The sequence below is a fragment of the Haloarchaeobius sp. FL176 genome, from assembly GCF_024609245.1.
Lineage (GTDB): Archaea > Halobacteriota > Halobacteria > Halobacteriales > Natrialbaceae > Haloarchaeobius.
The window spans coordinates 100,194-115,243 of record NZ_JANJYH010000009.1 but is presented as its reverse complement, the minus strand read 5'-3'; the positions used below and the strand labels follow the sequence as shown (position 1 = coordinate 115,243).

Below are 15,050 nucleotides of genomic sequence, written 5' to 3'. Positions count from 1 at the left end.
ACTTGGGGTTCGATAGTAAACCCCTAAACACTGGCACCCGTTCTTCGGAGATACGATGCCCGAGACGGCCTCCTGTGTCCGAACGGCCCGTTCGACCCGCCCTCGGCGAGCGCGGAACCCGGGTGACCGGCCGTGACGGTCGCCGACACCCTGCTCGACGAGACCACGCTACTCCTGGTCGGTGACACCGACTGGGTCGACCGATTCGAGGACGACCTCGAAGACTGGACTGAGGCCAGGGTGCTGCGTGAACCGACCACCGAAGCGGCGCTCGGCCTCGTCGAGTCGGGTGGTGTCGACTGCCTCATCGTCGAACAGTTCCTTCAGGACGGCACTGCCGTCGAGCTACTCCGGGCGCTCCGTGCCGAGACACGGACGCTCCCCGTCGTCGTGGCGACTGCAGCCGGGGACGAGTCGACCGCGAGTGAGGCAATCGGCGCCGGTGCGAGCGACTACGTGGCTGTCGGCGAGGACCTCACGGAGGCCACGACAGCACTCCGCGACCGGACGGACCGCGCCGTCAGGCGGGCCCGACGGGAGCGAACCCAGCGCGAGCGGGCGCGACAGTTCGATGCGATGTTCGACGACGAACGCACGGCGACCTGGGTGCTCTCGCCCGACGGCCGGCTCGCCCGACTGAACGAGACCGCCCGCGACCTCGTCGACGTCCCGGCCGACGAGCTCGTCGGCGAGCCGTTCTGGACACTTCCCTGGTGGGCCGAGAGCGACGAGTCGAATCCGGACGTCCGGAAACTCGTCGAGACGGCGCTCGACGGTTCCTTCGCGAACGCCGTCGTCGCACCGACCTCGTTGACCGACCACACCACCGTGGTCGACCTCTCGGTCAGGCCGGTGTCGAACGAGCGTGGCGAACTCGTCTCGGTCGTGGTCGAGGGCGTCGACGTGACCGACCGCGTCGAACTCGAACGCGACCTCCGCCGCTCCGAGGAGCTTCACCGCGTCACCCTGAACAACATGACCGACACGGTCCTGATGACCGACGAGGACGGCGAGTACACGTACGTCTGTCCGAACGTTCACTTCATCTTCGGATACACCGCGGCGGAGCTTCGCGAGCGGGTCACCATCGACGAACTGCTCGGGCCGGACCTGTTCGACCGGAAGGAGCTCGCCGAGCAGGGGGTCCTGAAGAACATCGAGTGTACGGCCACCGACAAGGCTGGGAACGAGCACACACTGCTGGTGAACGTCCGCGAGGTGTCCATCCAGGACGGGACGATCCTCTACAGCTGTCGTGACATCACGAAGCGCAAACAGCGGGAGGAGGCGCTTGCGACCCTGCAGGAGACGGCCCGCGACTTCCTCTACGCGGGCACCCACCAGGAGATCGCTCAGCACGTCGTCGAGGACACGCCGGACGTGGTCGACCTCGACGCGAGTGCCGTCTTCCTGTTCGACGCCGATAGCAACGAACTCAGGCCGAGCGCGTACTCGCCGCCGCTCTCGGAACTGCACGGTCCGCTTCCGGGGATACCGCTGAGCGAGGACACACTCCCGAGTTACAGCTTCGTCCAGGACGAGGCGGTGTTCTTCGACGACGTGCATCGCTCCGACCGGCTCGGGAACGAGGCGACGGATCTCCGCAGCGCGGCCTACATCCCGCTCGGCGACCACGGTGTCTTCTTCGTGGGGTCCGACAGGGTCGACGCCTTCGACGACGTGACGCGGGAGCTGGCCGACCTGCTCGCCGCGACGGCGGAGGCCGCTCTCGACCGGGTCACCCGTGAATCCCAGCTCCGCGAGCAGGACCGGACGCTCCAGCGGCAGAACGAACAGCTCACCGTCTTGAACCGCATCAACGAGACCATCCGCGAGATCGACCAGGCGCTCGTGCAGGCCGAAACGCGGGAGTCGGTCGACCACACGGTCTGTGAGCTACTCACCAACGACGACCGGTTCGCGTTCGCCTGGGTCGGGTCGGTGGACCGGACGACGAACACCGTCACGCCCCGAGCCTGGGACGGGGCCGAACAGGGCTACCTCGACAGCCGAACGTTCACCATCGACGGCGACGGTGACGAGCCGGTGGGCAGGACCGCAGCGAGGGGCGAGCCGACGACGGTGAGCAACGTCGCGGCAGGGCTGCGGGACGAGCCCTGGCGGACCGATGCACTCGCCCGGGACTATCTGTCCGTGCTCAGCATCCCGCTGGTGTACAACGACCTGACCCACGGAGTGCTGACCGTGTACGCGGATTCCAGACAGGCGTTCGACGACACCGCGCGGACGGTACTGGCGGAGCTCGGTGAGACAATCGCGTCGGCGTTGAGTGCGCTCGAACGCAAGAACGCACTGCTCTCGACGTCGATGACCCGCGTCGAGTTCGCCATCGACGACGACGCGTTCGTGCTGTCGCGGCTCGCCCGCGCTGCCGACTGCACGATATCCTATCAGGGCGGCGTACAACAGACCACCGAGGGGAGCTTCGTCTTCGCGAGATTCGAGGGTGCGCCCGTCGAGGACGTCGTTCAGGCCGCGACGGACCTGGTCGCCATCGAAGGCGTTCGGACCGTGAGCACGGACGGAACGAGTGGGGTCGTCAGACTCCACCTGACAGAGCCGTTCCTGGCCTTCGAGCTCGCCGACCACGGTGCGGTGTTCCGGGAGGCCACCACGACACCCGACTCGACGACCGTGGTGATCGACGTGCCCAACGGCATCGACGTTCGGACCGTGACCCAACTCGTCCAAGAGACGTTCACCGGTGTCGAGCTCCGGTCCAGGCAGACGCTCGACAACGTGGACGAGCAGGACCTCTACTCGTCGTTCCTCGCGGAGGTGACGGACAGACAGCTGGAGGTCGTACAGACGGCGTACTTCAGTGGCTACTTCGAATCACCGCGGGACAGCAGTGGGGAAGCGGTCGCGGAGACGCTCGGCATCTCTTCGACGGCGTTCTACCGCCACGTCCGGACCGTCCAACAGAAGCTGTTCAGCGTACTGTTCGAGGATGGTGCGCGACCGCCGGTGGGGGATGGGGTTCGATAGTACACCCTCCGCGGAAGGCGGAGTGTCACTTCCAACAGTCGAATATTCCCTTATACACCTATTACTCATTCACCGAGTGCCCCGGTCTTCCCGCTGGCGCTCGTGACCGCAATGAGAGATGTAGATGTCAACCCCGACGAGGAGAGTCCGTACGAGTGCTTCGACTGTGGAACGATCATCGTCGCGACCAACCCACCCGCGTCGTGTCCGGACTGTGCCGGCGCGATGCGGAATCGACGGACGCCTATCGAGTAATCATGGCCTCCCAATCGAGCACGGCGACAGAGGAGTCGAGCACAGGAGCAGTCGAACCGGAGTCGGCGGTCGAAACCGCCCGACGCCAGCTCGAACACGCCGCCGAGCTGGTGGACGTCGACCCGAACATCATCGAACGTCTCCGGTACCCGAAGAAGGTCCACGAGGTGACAGTCCCGATCGAACGCGACGACGGGACCGTCGAGGTGTACACGGGCTATCGGGCGCAACACGACAGCGTCCGAGGGCCGTACAAGGGTGGGCTCCGCTACCACCCGGAGGTGACACGCGACGAGTGCGTCGGCCTCGGCATGTGGATGACCTGGAAGTGTGCCGTGATGGATCTCCCGTTCGGCGGTGCGAAGGGCGGCATCGCGGTGAACCCGAAGGAGCTCAGCAGCGACGAGAAGGAGCGCCTCACCCGACGGTTCGCACAGGAGATCCGTGACGTCATCGGGCCGACGGTCGACATCCCCGCACCCGACATGGGAACGGACCCGAAGACGATGGCGTGGTTGATGGACGCCTACTCGATGCAGCAGGGCGAGACGACACCCGGCGTCGTGACCGGCAAGCCGCCGGTCATCGGCGGGAGCGAGGGACGCGACGGCGCCCCCGGCCGAAGTGTGGCAATCATCACCCGCGAAATCGTCGAGTACTACGACAGGGACGTCTCTGACACTTCCGTCGCCATCCAGGGCTACGGGAGCGTCGGCGCCAGTGCGGCCCGGCTGCTCGACGAGTGGGGCGCTACGGTCGTGGCCGTGAGCGACGTCAACGGAGGCATCTACGATCCCGACGGCCTCGACACCGCCGCCATCCCGTCCCACGCCACGGAACCGGAGGCCGTGATGGAGCACGAGGCACCGCGGACTGTCAGCAACGAGGAGCTGCTCGAACTGGACGTCGACGTGCTCGTCCCTGCCGCAGTTGGCAACGTTCTGACCGCCGAGAACGCCCGCGATGTCGATGCCGACATCATCGTCGAGGGAGCGAACGGTCCCACCACCACCGTCGCCGACGATATCTTCACCGAGCGTGGCATCCCCGTCGTGCCCGACATCCTCGCCAACGCTGGCGGCGTGACCGTGAGCTACTTCGAGTGGCTGCAGGACATCAACCGCCGTGCGTGGTCCCTGGAGCGCGTCCACGAGGAGCTGGAGGCCGAGATGCAGGCGGCCTGGACGGAGGTCCGGGAGGCGTTCGACGAGCGGGACGTGACCTGGCGGGACGCCGCGTACATCGTCGCGCTCTCCCGCGTCGCAGAAGCCCACGACACGCGCGGGCTCTGGCCCTGACACCGCGAAGCAGAGATCTCCAGAAAACACTTGACGGTGCACCAGCCAAACGAGAACTGATGTACCGCCGCAAGTTCCTCGCAACGAGCACCTCCACCCTCGCCATCGCCGGGCTCGCAGGCTGTCTGGACTCGCTCGGCGGGGGCGACGATGACAGTTCGACACCGACCGGCTCCACGTACGCGTCGACGGACGACGACATCGTGGACACGACCAACGGCCAGACCGAGTCCACGCACGCACCGACGGACAACGACATCGTGGACACGACCGACGGCCGGACCGACGGGCCACTCGCCGACGAAGAGACGTTCGACCCCGACCATCCGATTCGCGTCGAGAACAACGACTCGACCACGCACACGCTGACACTTCGCATCCGACGAGACGGGGAGCAGGTCCACAGCACGACGCTGGACGTCGGGCCGTCCTTCGACGACGTGGTCTACAATCTGGAACAGCTGGAGCCGGAGAGCATCGTCCAGTACCGTATCGTCGCCGAAGTCGGGTCGAAACAGGATTCCCGTGCGGTCCAGACCAACGCCTGCTTCGGCGACGTGAACGTCGCTGTCTCGGACGGTGAACCCCGCGTCGGCTTCGAGATCTGCTGAGGCTGAGAGCGCGGCCCGTGGACGCGCACACCAACTGTTACGCCGCTGCAGTGCGCAGTAGACCCATGGACCGTCGCCGCTTCTTGGCCGCAACGGTTGGCGCGCTCACTGTCAGTGCAGGGTGTGCGTCCAACTCCTCCGACTCGGACGGAACGGGGACAGACCGGTCGCCGACCTCGAGTGGAGACGGAACGAGTCCGAACGGGACAAGCGCAGGGCCAGCCGTGCCGGACGCCGTCGCCCTCGAGACGCTCGCGACTGGGCTGCAGAACCCGCTGGACATCGCTTTCGTGCCCGGAACTGACCGGCGCTACGTCGCCGAGCAGCCAGGTCGGGTCCGGGTCGTGGACACCGACGGCGTCCGCGACGAGCCGTTGCTCGACCTCACCGACGCCGTCGTCACCGGCTTCGAACAGGGACTGCTCGGCATCGCGCTGCACCCGAACTTCGCCGAGAACCGCCGGCTGTTCGTCCGCTACTCCGCGCCCAGACGCAGCGACACGTCGGCCGACTACAGCCACACCTTCGTGCTCTCTGCGTTCACCGTCTCGGCGGACGGGCTGACGGCACGACGGGCGTCGGAACGAGTCGTCGTGGAGATAGACCAGCCGCAGGCGAACCACAACGCGGGCTCGGTGCTGTTCGGTCCCGACGGCTACCTGTACCTCGGGGTCGGCGACGGGGGAGCCGCGAACGACGCCGGCTTCGGCCACGTCGACGACTGGTACGACGGGACCGACGGCGGCAACGGCCAGGACGTGACCGAGAACCTGCTCGGGAGCATCCTCCGGATCGACGTCGACGGTCGGGAGGGTGACCGCGGGTACGCCATCCCGGACGACAACCCGCTCGTCGGGCGCGAGGGAATGGACGAGCACTACGCCTGGGGGTTCCGGAACCCGTGGCGGCTCGCATTCGACGGCGAGACGCTGTTCGCGGGCGACGTGGGCCAGAACCGGTTTGAGGAGGTCGACGTCGTCGAGCGAGGGGGCAACTACGGCTGGAACGTGCGCGAGGCGACTCACTGCTTCCAGGCCGACGACTGCCCCGACAGGACCCCCGACGACGTCCGCGGTGGCGAACCGTTGCTCCCGCCGGTCGTCGAGTACCCCCAGGAGGGAGCGCCGGTCAGCGGCGTCTCCGTCATCCCGGGCAACGTCTACCGCGGCGACGCGATTCCCGGGCTACAGGGCCAGTTCGTCTTCGGCGACTACCAGGCGGAGGGGAGGCTGTTCGTAGCTAGGCCCGGCGAGAACGGGCTGTGGGAGACGTCGGTGCTCCCCATCACCGACAGCGATGCGGGGAAGCTCTCGCAGATACTCTCCTTCGGTCGCCACGAGGGGGAGCTGTACGTACTCGGGAACGGCGGGAGCGGCGGCGGACTGCATCGCCTCGTATCGGCGGCGTGAGGCTGCCAGTACGTGGGCAGTCAGCGGTCGTGTTCGAGTCGTTCACGCCGCTGCTCGTACTCATCGTCGCTGATATCGCCGCGAGCGTATGCCAACCGCAGCTCCTCGAGTGCGGGCTCCGACCCGGACGACGACCCGGTCAGCGCGCGGAGGACGAGGTATCCGAGGCCGACGAGGGTGACGAGGAAGCCGAGCTGCAGCACGGCTCCGAACACCACGACCCACCCTGGTGCGGCCCCACCGTTCCACATCCCGTGCTCCCAGCCGCCCATCATGCCGCCGTACTCCATCATCCCGAAGCCCATGAACAGCAGCGGGAGGATGAGCAGCGCTCCGAGGACCAAGAGGCCGAGCGTGACGAGCGAGCCGTCAGTGGTGTGTCGTGACATTGGTTATTCTCCGTGGACCGTCTCCACAGTTCTAGGTCCGTGGACACGGTTCAATGCGGTTGTTCTTTCGATGCACCGTCGCAAGCGTACTGGAAAGTTCGAATGCGTTAGTGATGCTCGGTACCGGTTCGGATTCGAAAGCGCCGCTCAGCGCCCCCGGCCGAGCAGGCTGTAGTCGTGGTCCGGGGTGTACCGGCGGAACAGCAGGCTGTTCGTGAGCACCGAGACGCTGGAGAACGCCATCGCGGCGGCCGCCAGCACGGGCTGGAGCAGGCCGAGCGAGGCGAGCGGAATCATGGCGGTGTTGTAGCCCAGCGCCCAGACGAGGTTCTGCTTGATCTTCGCGAGCGTCGCGTCGGAGATTCGGATGGCCTTCACCACGTCGAGCGGGTCGTCGCGCATCAGCGTCACGTCGGCCGCCTCGATCGCCACGTCGGTACCGGAGCCGATGGCGGTGCCGACGTACGCGACGGCGAGGGCGGGCGCGTCGTTCACGCCGTCCCCGACCATCATCGCCTTCCGCCCCTCCGACTGGATGGCGTCGACCGCGTCCGACTTGTCCTCGGGCAGGACCTCGGCACGGACGTTCTCGGGGTCGATGCCGACCTGCGCTGCGACGGCGCGTGCCGTGCGCTCGTTGTCGCCGGTGATCATCATCACCGCCACGCCACGGTCCTGTAGCGCGCTCACGGCGTCCTTCGCGCTCTCCTTGACGGTGTCCGCGTCGGCGACGACACCCAGGAGTTCACCGTTTCCTCCGTCGGCGGGCCGACGGCCCACGAGCATCGCGGTCTTCCCCTCCGACTCGAGGCGCTCCATCGTCTCGGCAGCGGGGTCGGGGTCGATACCGTTGTCGCGGAGCAGCTTGCGGTTCCCGACGAACACCTCGTCTCCCTCGACCGTCGCCGTCACACCGTGGCCGGGGACGTTCTCGAACTCCCCGGGACTCTCGACGTCGATACCGCGCTCGCGAGCACCCTCGACGATCGCCTGTGCGAGCGGATGCTCGCTGCCGCTCTCGGCCGTCGCAGCGAGCTTCAGCACGGTTTCCTCGGTCACCCGGTCCTCGGCGGCGAGTTCCCCACCGTCGGCGGCGGTCTCGCCGCTGGCAGTGACGGCCTCGCCGTCCTCGAAGGCGACCACGTCGGTCAGCTCCATCTCGCCCTTCGTCAGCGTGCCCGTCTTGTCGAAGACCACGGTGTCGACGTCCTTCGCGCGTTCGAGCACGTCACCGCCCTTGAACAACACGCCGTTCTGTGCGCCGATGGTGGTGCCGACCATCGTCGCCGCAGGCGTCGCCAGCCCGAGTGCGCAAGGACAGGCGATGAGCACGGCGGACGCGAACACGATGACGGCGAACTCGAACACCGAGACGCCACCGCCGGCGACGCCGGGGCCGCCAACGACGAGTCCCCAGAACGGGAGCGCGTCGACGAATCCCGCGAGCGACTCGGGGAACAGGAACCAGACGACGCCCCAGAACAGAGCGTTCACGATGACCGCGGGCACGAAGTACGCCGAGATGCGGTCCGCGAGGTTCTGGATGTCGGGCTGGCGGGACTGGGCCTCCTTGACGGTCTGGACGATCTGCTGGAGGGCGGTGTCGCTGCCGACCTTCGTGGCCTCGACGACGAGCAGACCGTTCTCGTTGATGGTCGAGCCGACGACCTCGTCACCCTCGCTCTTCTCGACGGGGACGCTCTCGCCGGTGACCATCGACTCGTCGACCGCGCTCTGGCCGTCGACGACGACGCCGTCCGTCGGGACCTTCTCGCCGGGACGGACCTTCATCCGGTCACCGACCGTGACCTCCTCCAGCGGAACCTCGCGCTCGGTGCCGTCCTCGTCGACGATGGTCGCCGTCTCGGCCTCCATCTCGAGCAGTTTGCGCAACGCCTCGCCGGCCTGGCCTTTCGAACGTGCCTCGAGGTAGTTCCCGAGCGTGATGAACACCAGGATGAGCGCGGCGGTGTCGAAGTACACGCCGCCGGCGACGAGGTCGAACAGGACGCTCACCGAGTAGACGTAGGCCGTGCTCGACCCGAGCGCGATGAGCACGTCCATGTTGGCCCGCCGGTTGTTGACGAGCGCGTTGTACGAGTTCCGGTAGAACGGCCACCCGAGCAGGACCTGGACGGGCGTAGCGAGGGCGAACTCCACCCAGCCGAGCTGTACCCCGAAGACGGTCTCCGGGACGAACGCCCCGCCGAGCAGGAACTTGTCGGCGAGGAAGAACAGCATCGGCGCCGATAGCAACGCTCCGAACAGCGTCAGCCGGCGCTGTTTGCGGATTTCGGCGTTGCGTGCGGCGTCGCGTGCACTCTCACCGCTCCCGTCGCTGTCGGCGCTGCCGTCCTGTCCGTCCGACCCCTCTCTGACGGGTGAGTACCCGGCGTTCTCGATTGCCTCGTAGAAGGTGTCGAGGGAGGACTCCGCCGGGTTGTACGTTACCTGTGCCTCGTCCGTCGCGTAGTTCACGTCGGCGCGGACGACGCCCGGGAGCGACTCCAGCGCGTCCTGCACCGTCTCGGAGCAGTTCGCACAGGACATGTCGGTGATGGCGATGGTCACCGACTCCGTGATGGGGCTGTAGCCGGCGTCGCCGATGGCCTCGAATATCTCGTCGAGCGACACCTGCTCCGGGTCGTACTCGACGGTCCCCTCGTCGGTGGCGTAGTTGATGTTGGCCTCCGAGACACCCTCCAGCCCGTCCAGCCGCTCGGCGATGGTCTGTGAGCAGTTCGCACAGCTCATCCCCTGGATGTCGATGTGGCTTCGATGCGTGCTCATATCTAGTCCTACGGGCTACTCCTTCAATCGGTTTGTCCTTTCGATACCGTTGCAAATCGACCGCTGAAATTTCGAATCGAAGGTATCGTCCGCAGAGCGGACTCCAATATGGAACGGAACAGTAGCGCTCGGGAGGTCAGTTCGCCGACTGAGATATTAAAACGGCGACGAGTAGTTAATACGATGGCTGCATTCGACCCCCGGTCATTAGTAGCTGGTTTAATAACTCGCGGTCGCCTAGCCCCAGCCAATGACCTCCCCCAACCGGGATACACAGGACGCGTGCGACGTATCCCACCCCGACGACGCCGACTGCGGATGTCCACCGGAGCCGGACGCTGGTGGCGAACCCGCTTCTGGGTCGGACTCACCGGCTGACGGTAGCGTGACGCAGTTCTCGGTGCCCGACATGGACTGTCCGTCCTGCGCCGGCAAGGTCGAGAACAGCGTGAGCAAGCTAGAGGGCATCGTCGAAATCGACCCACAGGAGACGACCGGGACATTGACCGTCACCTACGATCCGTCCGTGACCTCGCCCGACGCGGTTGCGGACCGCATCGAGAAGGCTGGCTACAGCATCGACCGGGACGAGCAATCCACGCTCTCGCTCACCGTCCCGGGGATGGACTGTCCGTCGTGTGCGGGCAAGGTCGAGAATGCGGTCGGCGCTCTCGACGGCGTGACGTCCATCGAACCACAGCCGACCACCGGCACGGTGACGGTCGCCTACGACGACGGGCACCTCACCGAGGCAGACGTCGTCGGTGCCATCGAGAGCGCGGGATACGAGGTGACTGAGAGCACCGGCGCGCCCACCGAGGGAGAGTCGAGCGACAGTATCTGGACGAGCGCCCGCGCGCTGAAGACCTGGGCCAGCGGCGGCTTCCTGTCGCTCGGTCTCCTCCTTGAGTTCCTGCTCCACAGCCAGAACGCACAGGTGACGACCGTCCTCGGCAGCGAGCTGTTCGTCGCCGACGTCCTCTTCCTCGTCGCCATCGCGACCGGCGGCCAGGAGATCCTCCGGAACGGCTACTACTCCGCGCGGAACCGGAGCCTGGACATCGACTTCCTGATGTCGGTCGCCATCCTCGGCGCTCTGGTCGCCAGCGTCGCCTTCGGCGAGGCGCTCTACTTCGAGGCCGCCACCCTGGCGTTCCTCTTCAGCATCGCCGAGCTCCTCGAACGGTACTCGATGGACCGCGCCCGGAACTCCCTCGAGGAACTGATGGACCTCTCGCCCGACGAGGCGACGGTCAAGCGTGACGGCGACGAGGAGACGGTGCCCGTGGACGCGGTGGGAGTCGGCGACATCGTCGTCGTCCGGCCCGGCGAGAAGATCCCGATGGACGGCGTCGTCGTCGACGGCCAGAGCGCGGTCAACCAGGCTCCCATCACGGGCGAGAGCGTCCCCGTCGACAAGACCGACGGGGACGGCGTGTACGCAGGCACCATCAACGAGGGCGGCTACCTCGAGGTGGAGGTCACGTCCGAAGCTGGCGACAACACGCTGTCGCGCATCGTCGAGATGGTCGAGGACGCACAGTCGAACAAGACCGAGCGCGAGCAGTTCGTCGAACGGTTCGCCGGGTACTACACACCTGTCGTGGTCGCCTTCGCGGTGCTGGTCACCCTCGGGAGCCCGTCCGTACTGGGTGCGAGCTGGTCGACCGCGGTGGTCTACGGGCTGACGCTGCTGGTGCTTGCCTGTCCCTGTGCGTTCGTCATCTCCACGCCCGTCTCCGTGGTGTCCGGCATCACGAGCGCCGCGAAGAACGGCGTGCTCATCAAGGGCGGCAACCACCTCGAGGCGATGGGTGCCGTCGAGGCCGTCGCCTTCGACAAGACCGGCACCCTGACCAGGGGCGAGCTGACGGTGACCGACGTCGTCCCCCTGAACGGCAACACCGAGTCGGAGGTGCTCCGCTGTGCGCGCGGACTGGAGGCTCGCAGCGAGCACCCCATCGGCGAGGCCATCGTCGAGCAGGCCACCACCGCCGGAGTCGCCGAACGCGAGGTCGACGACTTCGAGAGCATCACCGGGAAGGGCGTCCGGGCGGACCTCGATGGCCGGCCGCACTACGCCGGCAAGCCCGGCCTGTTCGAGGACCTTGGCTTCGACCTCTCGCACGTCCACGCGACCACGGACGGCGGGGTCGTCACCCAGACCGCAGAGGCCATCTGCGACCACAACAACTGCCTCGACCTGCTGCACGACACCGTCCCGGCGCTCCAGTCGGAGGGCAAGACCGTTGTCCTGGTCGGCACGGAGGACGAACTGGAAGGCGTCATCGCGGTCGCCGACGAGGTCCGCCCGGACGCAGAGCGGACCGTGGCCCGGCTGCAGGAGCTCGGCGTCGAGCACACCATCATGCTCACTGGCGACAACGAGCGGACCGCCCGTGCCATCGCCGAGCAGGTCGGCGTCGACGAGTTCCGCGCCGGGCTGTTGCCCGACGAGAAGGTAGCTGCCATCGAGGAGCTGAACGACGAGTACGACGGGGTCGCGATGGTCGGCGACGGCGTCAACGACGCCCCAGCCCTGGCGACGGCGACGGTGGGTGTCGCGATGGGTGCCGCCGGGACGGACACCGCACTCGAGACGGCGGACATCGCGCTCATGAGCGACGACCTCTCGAAGCTCCCGTACCTCTACGAGCTCGCGAACGACGCCAACGGCGTCATCAGACAGAACATCTGGGCCAGTCTCGCCGTCAAGGCGGCTCTGGCCGTCGGTGTCCCGTTCAGCCTGGTGCCCATCTGGCTCGCGGTCCTCGCCGGCGACGCCGGCATGACGACGGCAGTGACGGCGAACGCGATGCGGCTGTCGCGGATTCGGCCCGACGGCGGCGAGCCCGTGGGGACCACTGGCGACTGAGCCGATCTCTGCAACCTTCTCTCGCTGGCCACTCCGACCCCTCCAGTACGCTGAACGGCGGTGTTTCCGACGACAGTCACCGGGGCCAGACTGAGCGCCGGGTCCGATCACGGGTGGAATCGACAACCGAAATATATCCCGGGCCCATAGACTCGGCCATGACGACGACAATCAGCGTCGAGGGGATGAGCTGTGGCCACTGCGAACAGACCGTCGAGGAGGCCCTCCGCGACGTAGCGGGCGTGACAGACGCGGACGCCGACCGGGAATCGGAGCGGGTGACCGTCGAAGGCGACGCCGAGGTGTCGGCACTGCTCACGGCAGTCGAGGACGCTGGCTACACCGCCCACGCCTGAACACCGCCGCGCCAGCGTCGGGGGTCAGACAGTTCGGTCACCCCACGAGACGAGAGCCGCTGCTCGGTCGTCCTCGGTTCAGCCGCCGAACGGCCGAAAGACACGCCAGAGGACCTTCGGACGGAACAGCGCCGTGGGGGACGCCTCCAGTCGCGTGACCCGTGCGTACACCTCGCTCAGGAACGGGTCGTCGTGAGCCCGGTCGACGAACCGGTCCATGTACCAGTTCGTGACTCCCGCGCCGGTGGGCTCCGGACCGCTGGTCTCCCCGAACGCGAAGTCGCTCCCGACGACGACCCGCCAGACACCGTCGACGATGTCTGCGGCGCGGTCGAAGAACCGTGGAGCCAGCTCGTCGAGCCCCCCGTCGGCCAGCGCGTGGTGCAGGGCCAGCGCTTCGAGCGCCGCCACGGACATCCCCTGCCCGTAGATGGGGTTGAAACTCGCGAGTGCGTCGCCCGTCACGACGAGTCCATCCGGGAAGCGTTCGAGGTCCTCGTACCGGTGGCGTCGACTTGCGGGATAGGGGTAGCGGTCTGCCTGCTCCGTGCGCCACTCGTGGGTTTCGAGGATAGTCCCGAACTCGTCCGCCGGGAGGCTGTCCGCGAACCGCTGGAGGCGCTCGGGCTCGGTCGGTGGGTCGTCGCCGTGGACGCCCTGCAGGATGCCCTCCCACTGGCCGTCCTCGGCCGGGATGAGGGCACCGCCGCGAGTCCGCGGTGGGGTCGGTGCGACGAGGAACATCCGCCTGTCGTCCGGCGGTCGTTCGACGCGGACGGTGCTGTAGGCGACCTCGATGGTCACCTCGTCGGTCGCCGGTTCCTGGAAGCCGTTCTCGGCCAACCACGACGGGGTGCGGCTCGTCCGTCCGGTCGCGTCGACGACTAGGTCGGCCGGGAGCTCGAACGGCTCGCCCTCGGAGTCTCGCCCGGTCACGCCGGTGACTGCTCGGCCCCTCGCATCCGTCTCGTAGCCGGTGAACAGGTGCTCCTCCCGCAGGACGACCCCGTCCAGTGCTCGGGTGTGTCGGCGGAGCACCGCCTCGAGGAGTGGTCGACTCGCGCAGTACGTCGGCAGCCGTTCCGGAACGTCGGCGATGTAGTCGCCGCTGTTGAACTCGTGGAGCTGCCTGCTCGCGTCGACCAGCAGTCCGCCCGCTTCGAGGAGGGCTTCCGAAAACCCGGGGAACAGGTCCTCCAGCGTGGAACGTCCACCCTCCAGCAGGACGTGTGGATGTCGCGTCTGGGGGGCACCGTCTCTGGCGACCGGGTCCGCGGGAAGCGGATCACGGTCGAGCACGACCACCGACTCGAAAACGTCTCGCAGCACACGCGCCGCACAGAGCCCGGCGACGCTCCCGCCCAGGACGACCGCACGGTCGCCGACGGTGCCGACACCCGATGCGTCGTACCGGGGAACTGTGGCGAGCGTCATGACAGGCCGACCTCGCTATCGCAGAAGTGCCGAGCGTCGCTCCCGCTGTCGGTCCCTCTCGTGCACTCGAGGTGCTGGCACATACGCGTAGCTTCCGTCTCCACGTGCGAGGGGGTATTGCGGCGCATGTACGGCTCTTTAAACGATTCCCAGGGGTACCGACTGCGTCGTCCGACAAGGTTGGACGGGGGTGGTCCGTCGGTTCCGCGGTCAGGCGAGGTCCCGGCGCTCCGTCTGGGTCAACTCGTCGTCCTGCACGTTCCCGGTGTTCTGTGTCTCGCCCGGTTCGAACAGCAGTATCTCGGCTTCCTCGTCGGCGACCGGTCGGTGTTCGACACCCCTGGGGACGACCAGCAGCTCGCCCTCCTCCAGCACGACGTCGGGGTCGTCGCGGAACTCGATGGTCAACTCGCCGGAGCGGACGAGAAACAGCTCGTCGGCGTCCTCGTGCTGGTGCCAGACGAACTCGCCTTCGACCTTCGCGAGCTTGACCGCCTGACCGTTCAGCTCCGCGGCGACCCGAGGCGACCACTGCTCGTCGAACGAGTCGAATGCCCTGGTGAGGTTCGTCTTCTCCATGGTGGACCTATCGTGGGCCAGAAGTACGGCCCTGTCGGTGTCGAC

Annotated in this window: 11 protein-coding genes; 7 read left to right on the top strand and 4 right to left on the bottom strand. The window is 67.1% G+C overall.

Annotated features, from left to right (window positions below; genetic code table 11):
* The first annotated feature begins 132 nt into the window (after positions 1-132).
* The 5 genes from NO978_RS15605 (at position 133) to NO978_RS15585 (ending at position 6,582) form a co-directional block, all read left to right on the top strand.
* Positions 133-3,009 carry a bacterio-opsin activator domain-containing protein gene (locus NO978_RS15605; protein WP_257300519.1) on the top strand — a complete coding sequence of 959 codons (2,877 nt, stop codon included), beginning with the start codon at positions 133-135 and terminating at the stop codon, positions 3,007-3,009.
* 111 nt (positions 3,010-3,120) lie between these two features.
* On the top strand, positions 3,121-3,264 hold the full coding sequence (locus tag NO978_RS15600) for a rubrerythrin-like domain-containing protein (RefSeq protein ID WP_257300518.1): 144 nt from the start codon (positions 3,121-3,123) through the stop codon (positions 3,262-3,264).
* Positions 3,265-3,266: 2 nt separating this feature from the next.
* Positions 3,267-4,562 (top strand): glutamate dehydrogenase GdhB, encoded by a 1,296-nt coding sequence (gdhB, locus tag NO978_RS15595; protein WP_257300517.1) that lies wholly within the window; start codon positions 3,267-3,269, stop codon positions 4,560-4,562.
* A gap of 59 nt (positions 4,563-4,621) precedes the next feature.
* Positions 4,622-5,173 (top strand): hypothetical protein, encoded by a 552-nt coding sequence (locus tag NO978_RS15590; RefSeq protein ID WP_257300516.1) that lies wholly within the window; start codon positions 4,622-4,624, stop codon positions 5,171-5,173.
* A 65-nt stretch (positions 5,174-5,238) separates the two neighbouring features.
* Entirely contained in the window at positions 5,239-6,582 is a 1,344-nt protein-coding gene (locus tag NO978_RS15585; protein ID WP_303647338.1) for a sorbosone dehydrogenase family protein, read from the top strand.
* Between the two features lie 20 nt (positions 6,583-6,602).
* Here the strand turns inward: NO978_RS15585 and NO978_RS15580 are convergent, their stop codons facing one another.
* Positions 6,603-6,971, bottom strand: a complete 369-nt coding sequence (locus NO978_RS15580; RefSeq protein WP_257300514.1) for an SHOCT domain-containing protein — start codon at positions 6,969-6,971, stop codon at positions 6,603-6,605.
* Between the two features lie 147 nt (positions 6,972-7,118).
* Positions 7,119-9,761: a heavy metal translocating P-type ATPase gene (locus tag NO978_RS15575; RefSeq protein ID WP_257300513.1), complete on the bottom strand. Its 2,643-nt coding sequence runs from the start codon at positions 9,759-9,761 to the stop codon at positions 7,119-7,121.
* Between the two features lie 250 nt (positions 9,762-10,011).
* Here NO978_RS15575 and NO978_RS15570 point away from each other — a divergent pair, with 250 nt between their 5' ends.
* Together NO978_RS15570 and NO978_RS15565 are read left to right on the top strand one after the other, a co-directional pair.
* Positions 10,012-12,636, top strand: coding sequence for a heavy metal translocating P-type ATPase (locus NO978_RS15570; RefSeq protein WP_257300512.1), 2,625 nt, complete (start codon positions 10,012-10,014; stop codon positions 12,634-12,636).
* Positions 12,637-12,794: 158 nt separating this feature from the next.
* Complete coding sequence (locus NO978_RS15565) at positions 12,795-12,992, top strand: heavy-metal-associated domain-containing protein (protein WP_257300511.1); 198 nt, start codon at positions 12,795-12,797, stop codon at positions 12,990-12,992.
* 78 nt (positions 12,993-13,070) lie between these two features.
* Here the strand turns inward: NO978_RS15565 and NO978_RS15560 are convergent, their stop codons facing one another.
* Together NO978_RS15560 and NO978_RS15555 are read right to left on the bottom strand one after the other, a co-directional pair.
* Positions 13,071-14,426 (bottom strand): NAD(P)/FAD-dependent oxidoreductase, encoded by a 1,356-nt coding sequence (locus NO978_RS15560; protein ID WP_257300510.1) that lies wholly within the window; start codon positions 14,424-14,426, stop codon positions 13,071-13,073.
* A gap of 210 nt (positions 14,427-14,636) precedes the next feature.
* Entirely contained in the window at positions 14,637-15,005 is a 369-nt protein-coding gene (locus NO978_RS15555; protein WP_303647344.1) for a cupin domain-containing protein, read from the bottom strand.
* Positions 15,006-15,050 lie beyond the last annotated feature (45 nt).